The 5597-nt window shown below is 37.9% G+C and carries 6 protein-coding genes; all 6 read right to left on the minus strand.

Going from position 1 to position 5597, the window contains the following annotated elements; translation table 11 throughout:
- Positions 1-170 (minus strand): type VI secretion system tube protein TssD (gene tssD, locus VJJ03_RS11335; RefSeq protein WP_323975682.1); only part of this gene is annotated, 170 nt, incomplete at its 3' end.
- Between the two features lie 150 nt (positions 171-320).
- On the minus strand, positions 321-1682 hold the full coding sequence (locus VJJ03_RS11340) for a DUF5458 family protein (protein ID WP_323975678.1): 1362 nt from the start codon (positions 1680-1682) through the stop codon (positions 321-323).
- A 28-nt stretch (positions 1683-1710) separates the two neighbouring features.
- Positions 1711-2163, minus strand: a complete 453-nt coding sequence (locus VJJ03_RS11345; protein ID WP_009401500.1) for a hypothetical protein — start codon at positions 2161-2163, stop codon at positions 1711-1713.
- Between the two features lie 280 nt (positions 2164-2443).
- Positions 2444-4276 carry a type VI secretion system baseplate subunit TssF gene (locus VJJ03_RS11350; protein WP_323975679.1) on the minus strand — a complete coding sequence of 611 codons (1833 nt, stop codon included), beginning with the start codon at positions 4274-4276 and terminating at the stop codon, positions 2444-2446.
- Positions 4277-4290: 14 nt separating this feature from the next.
- Complete coding sequence (locus VJJ03_RS11355; RefSeq protein WP_323975680.1) at positions 4291-4725, minus strand: GPW/gp25 family protein; 435 nt, start codon at positions 4723-4725, stop codon at positions 4291-4293.
- Positions 4722-5420, minus strand: a complete 699-nt coding sequence (locus VJJ03_RS11360; RefSeq protein ID WP_323975681.1) for a hypothetical protein — start codon at positions 5418-5420, stop codon at positions 4722-4724. The genes VJJ03_RS11355 and VJJ03_RS11360 overlap by 4 nt, the downstream gene beginning before the upstream one ends.
- Between the last annotated feature and the right edge of the window lie 177 nt (positions 5421-5597).

A 5597-nucleotide genomic window follows, 5' to 3' on the forward strand; every position in this document is an offset into this window, starting at 1 on the left:
CACTCAAAGAGGTCGGTATCTCCTGTGCTTTCCACAGTGATGTGGATCTTTCCTCCTCTTGAGATACTTGATGGTCTGCCTGACGCATCGGTTTCCTGTAACATTCCGTAGTCTACGGAAAGAATGTTGCGCTCTTTACCCGCAACCACTAATTTTGCTTTAAATGCCATGTTAAATATATTTTAAAATTTAAATACTCAATACTACCAACTATGGAAAATATATTTTGCCTTCTTTCTCTCCTTACTCTCTATTAATTTTCAATTGGCTTTTATTAGTTTATCATCTTAATTACAATAATTATGTATATTATCTATTTTTTAATTCTGTGCGTATTCTACATCCCACTCGTTGCCATCATCTCCCTTTTGTCCGTCCATCTTAATCAGGAAGTTCTTTGCTGGGAAATAAGGGGTCATATGAATATCCAAATGGATTTTGTCTTTTTGGATAGCATCTTGCTCAAATCGTTTGATTTCAAACTTTTCAATCAGCTTATAAGGACCTGTGATGCTATCTAAAAAGCGAACTATCTGTCCCATAATCTCTTTGCGGGTTACTGAGGAATAGTTCTCAAAAGCACGTCTGTTCAAAAAGTCCATCAGCACTTTGGTTACATAGTCAAACACACGTACTACTGAATAGGTCTGCAAACCTATATTATCCCCATTGAATAAGGTTTTGGCTGAAAATGCCATTACCTTGCCATATTCATTGACCATTGGGATAAGTCCCAGACTCTCTAAGTTAGCAATCTCACTCTTCTTAAGGTCAAACTTTACTCCTTCTACCTCATTGATACCCCCAAACTTCTTACCCGCCGTTACCTGAGACATCAATGTCTTGTAAATCTTACCAGCCAAAGCTGCTGAAGGGGGTACAAATAAATCATCAGTTTCTTCTATTTCTTCAAAACGACCACGACCTACAAGCCAATTACAAGTCATCAGTACATTGGAGCGGTATACATCTCCCCCTGTGTGATTTGCCTCATCAAACATCTCCATTACATCATCTGGTTCATCTAAGTGCTGAAAGTCGGTAACGAGCATTACCTTATTGCTATGGGCTATTTTTGCCCACTTTTCAAGTACCGCATTAGAACCTAAATAACCTGGGATAACCAAGATAGAATAGTTGTTTTTAAGGTCTAATCGGTCATAATTATCAGTAAGCTCTGCGTGAATAGTATCAATAAATCGGGTGTTGTCTAAGTCTTTTAATTGCTCAAGAGTAGCATTGACAATAGTTACATTCTTAACCTTATCTTCTTCAGTGTTTTTATAGAAAAGTGCTACCGTACGATAGTTAGCCTCTAACTCTTTGGTAGCGTCTACGGCATACGCTAAGTTCTTTGTAAGTAACGCTTCAGAGGCTTTTTTATGGTCTTCTGAAGAAGCGACCATATCGGTAATGGTCTCATTATCACTAAGCACATTGAGCCATAACTCTAAAGTCTTTTTTAAGGTCTCACGTTCTTTGGCTTTGTTAGCCTCTGAAAGGAAAATATTTCTACGTGCTTTGCGCTCTGGATTTACATTTTGTACATTCTCAATAGCACTCTCTAAGAGATCAAATCCACCATAACGTGCCAAAGCCTCTATAGACTTCTCTATGGAAATAGGTTTTCCTTGTGGTGCTAAGGGAGCACCTTGTGCTTGTTTAGCTGTATTATCTGCCATTGTCTTATATTTTTAGGTAAAAACTAAACTATTTCTTTTCTGTTAATTCACTAATCAAGCCTCGTAAGGTACTCAGCAGTGCTGCCTTGGCTTCGGGGTCTTCTAAGGCAGCTTTAAGCACCTTATTGCTTTTCAGTTGCTTAACAATCTTTTGGTATTGGTCTTTTTCAGTCTCCAAACCTGTAAGGAAGTCGCTTTGTGCTGTGATGCCCTTTACCCCAAAATCTCCCAGATTGCTAAAAGAAAGTGTCTCTTTCTTCATAGCTCCTTCAGCATCCTCAAAGTCTATGTTTATCTGCGGGCTAAAGTGTTCAAATACTTTTTCAATAGAAGTAAGCCCTTCTACCAGCTCTGGCTTGATGGGGTCATCTGCTGTTAGCTTTTGTGCTATCAGGGTTCTATTCTGAGGAATGTCTGCAATTGCCTCATTGGCATCTAAGGGGACTTCATTTCCGCCTATACCTTTACTGCTAACTGCCATAGTATTTATGTATTAAGTTAATATTGTTTCTTTATTACGCTTCTTCGCACCTACTTTCCCATTCAAATCCAAGAATGGATAAATCTATAGATGTATCTCGGTACAAAACTACGCAATATTATTTAACACACAAGAGTTTTCGTTAAATTTAACAAAACTTTAACCACTTCGTTTTAAAAGTGAGTTTTTAATTTATTGATATTCAATAAATTAAACGTGTTTATAAAAATCTTTCAAAACTCTATCAAAATATAAAAGTTTCTTTTCTCTTTTTTAGTTCTTATCTCTTCTCAAAAAGCCGATAAGGGTACATATTAGCAGAGGCACTCTTTAGTTTTAGCATAAAACTCTCTTTGAGGTACTCCCATTCTTCTGGGCTTATATTTTGAGTTGTATTGTTCTTTGTAAGGTAGATATCTATGGTACGACTAAAACCTTGGGTAGTAGAGACCTCTTTCTTAGTGCCTTTTGTTACCTCAATGGTGGTTATAGCACTCTTAAAATGGCTCATCCCAAAAGCTTCTATATCCGCGATGGTTACTATCCTACCGCGTGAGAGTAGCGCACTTCTCAGTTCTAAGAGTTTCTCCTCAGAAGTGAGACGGTTTCTACCGCCTACAGAGGTTTTTAGAATAGTGGCAGGGGCTGTAAAATAAGAACTTTGAGCAGGTGGAGTACATTTTGTTCCTGCCCTTAGTCCATTGCCTTCTGCTCCTGAGGTATGCCAAAAAGCTACCTCACAGTTATTTTGCTCTTCGCTTTTAGTCGTGGAAATGATAAGATATGTATTGTTATCCTTTACGATACCTTGTTTATCTTTTCTCTGCTCCAAAGAGGCTATATGCTGAAAAATCTCTTTTAGCACATCCTTAGTGTAATCGCCTCCAACAGCAGCAAAGGCTGCAGCTTCATTTTTTATAACCTCTAAAAGGTATTGCAATAGCTCGGTTGCCTCTCTGTTGTCAAGTCGGGCAACTCCTCCTCGTCTGACCACTGCAACGGTGTCCTGCTCTTTGCTTTGGTGTTTTTTTAAGTCAATTCTATTCTGGTTGCCATCAATGATATAATCAATGTCCAAAAAGTGATGCTCTGTGGGTAATGGAAATATATTAAGACTTCCCTTGAGTATTTGAGGTAATTTTTTGTACCCTATATTGATGACAGGCACGCAACTGAGCATAAAGCGCACACTGCGAAAAACCTCTGTGTGTACTACTGTGGAGAACTCAAATTTAATCCACAAAATATTTTCTTTGACCTGCTCTTCTATATTAGGAAAATGACTATATAACTGAGTTTCTGCTTCTTTGTTATTAGTTGGACTAATAGGCTCCAATACACCTTTAAGCGTATAGAAATTAGGCTGGTAGAATTGATTGACCTCATTGTATATAGAAGCTAATGAGTTGTTATTCTTGGTAATAATATGCTGTAAATCAAGATGCTTATCTTCTACATTGTATCCATTGCGCAGTGTAAACTTTTTGTTTTGAGCACTTACAGTAGCTAATTTTAAATAGTGATAGAAGAGCTCTTTATGTTCATTGTTATTTACATTGATAAAAAACTGAAGGTCTTCCAAAGGTTCATTATTGGTGTTTTCTATCCCAATCCATAGCTCTCCTGCTGGGAGTGGTTTTACCCCTTTGGCTATTTTCTCATCAAAGAAAAAGCTCTCTTGTTCTATTAGTTCATTGCCATAAGCGATATATTTTACTTTGGCTGTAGTGAGTTTTAAGGGTATAGTTGGGGAAAAAGTAATGTCTATTTCTTTATTCTCTTGGGGGTTATAGATATCTTGAACTCTTTTCTTGGTTGCAAAGCTGTTATATAATGAGATAGGCTTGTTGTTTTGGGAAGGGTACACTTGTAAGATTGTATGCGCAGAGAGTGCCCCAGCAACTTCTTCGGGGAACATCACCTCTAAAATTCGGTCGATAATTCTTGCCCGTGAGTTCTCTTGTTCAAAGCTGAGTTTTTCAAGTTCTGAGGCACAAGCAGAAATCAGTAAACCCACCAAGGGGTCAAAGGAGTTCTCTGTTTCGCTCTCACTATAGCCCCACATACGTGAGGCACGTCTTAATATGCGGTCTCTTATTCTATCTTGATCCATCTTTTTTGTATTTGTTAGTAAGACAAAGGTGCTATAAACAAGTGTGTTCTATACTCATAAGGGTTGTTTGTCTCTTTTATAAAACCTTTGACGTAGATCATTACTTTCTTCTTTGTACGGGTCTTTTCTAAGGTACTCAGGTTTTGATTGGTTACCTCTACTTCAACCTCTTCTACAAATAAGCGTTTTTCGTATCGCTGTATAGCTTCTTTCAAGCTCTCTTTTACCAAGAGTTTTAGGTTGGCATCACTTTTAAGCATATCAAAATCTGCCTCCCAAAAGCCTATGCCAAAACCTTCATCAAATTTGCATTCTCCCCAAGCTGTGGTAGCCAGTAGGAAGAGTTGCTGGTCAACAGAGGTCTCTAAGGTGGTCTTGGCAAGGTCGCGCTTCTCTATCAGTGCCTTGAAGTCTATGGGAGTTTTGTAGTAAGTGCCTTTCATTATCATAAATATATTTTCTTTTTTATCTCTCCCTTTTCGGTATACTCTATCTCTTTGGTGAGTTGTTTGCGTTTGATAAGTTGCAATTGTACTTTTGGGGTGAGTTTGAGTAGTTGCTCACGGTAGTGTATATCTCCCATAAAACTCTGTCCATTGTGGGCATCTACGATGACAAAGAAGTAATCCACATCATTGGGTTTTTGAAAGTTTTCAATATTACCAGCATACAAAAGTATAGTTTGCCCTCTGTGAGCAAAAGTATAAGAGAGGCTGTCTTCGGTCTTTTTGCGGTATTTGCTTAGTGTGTATTCAGTAATACCCTCTTTGTCGGGTTCAAAGCAGATATTCTCATACAAATAGGAAGTCGTGTCAAAACGTTTGATGCCTATAAACGAAAGTAGGCTTTTGTGTTGCTTTTCTTCTGTAAAATGAGGAATGTCCCTTGTTACCTGAAATACCCTTATCTCTTCTGTTTTATCATCGGTTATAGTGAGTTTGTAGGTGGGTATTTCCAATAAAGTGCCGTTTATATTAAGCTGTACGCTTTCTGTCTCCCTATCTGAGATAAGCATATTAATCGTATGTTGTTTAAATCTGCTTTCCTCACGTACTACCACAATATCCTCACCCGCATCGCTCTTGTTTAATGCCAGCGGGTTTTCACTCATTCGGATATTTAGGTCAAGTTCCATAAAGGACATAACTGCTCTTAATTAGTGGTTAAACGATAGTAATAAAGGCATTTTAGGTGTTCTTTGAGTTCTTTATCTCCACCTTCTCCCAGATAAAACTCATATACTCTTTGGAATGAATACACCAAAATCTTTGTAATCTTATCATTACGCATCTTTTTAAGCTCTGAGCGACTTAGTTGCCTT

Source organism: Capnocytophaga sp. G2 (genome assembly GCF_035282625.1).
Taxonomy (GTDB): Bacteria; Bacteroidota; Bacteroidia; order Flavobacteriales; family Flavobacteriaceae; genus Capnocytophaga.

Excerpts from the sequence above, each read along its gene's own strand:
- VJJ03_RS11340 (WP_323975678.1), bottom strand. The coding sequence starts at position 1,682 with ATGGCAGATAATACAGCTAAACAAGCACAAGGTGCTCCCTTAGCACCA.
- VJJ03_RS11345 (WP_009401500.1), bottom strand. The coding sequence starts at position 2,163 with ATGGCAGTTAGCAGTAAAGGTATAGGCGGAAATGAAGTCCCCTTAGAT.
- VJJ03_RS11350 (WP_323975679.1), bottom strand. The coding sequence starts at position 4,276 with ATGGATCAAGATAGAATAAGAGACCGCATATTAAGACGTGCCTCACGT.
- VJJ03_RS11355 (WP_323975680.1), bottom strand. The coding sequence starts at position 4,725 with ATGATAATGAAAGGCACTTACTACAAAACTCCCATAGACTTCAAGGCA.
- VJJ03_RS11360 (WP_323975681.1), bottom strand. The coding sequence starts at position 5,420 with ATGTCCTTTATGGAACTTGACCTAAATATCCGAATGAGTGAAAACCCG.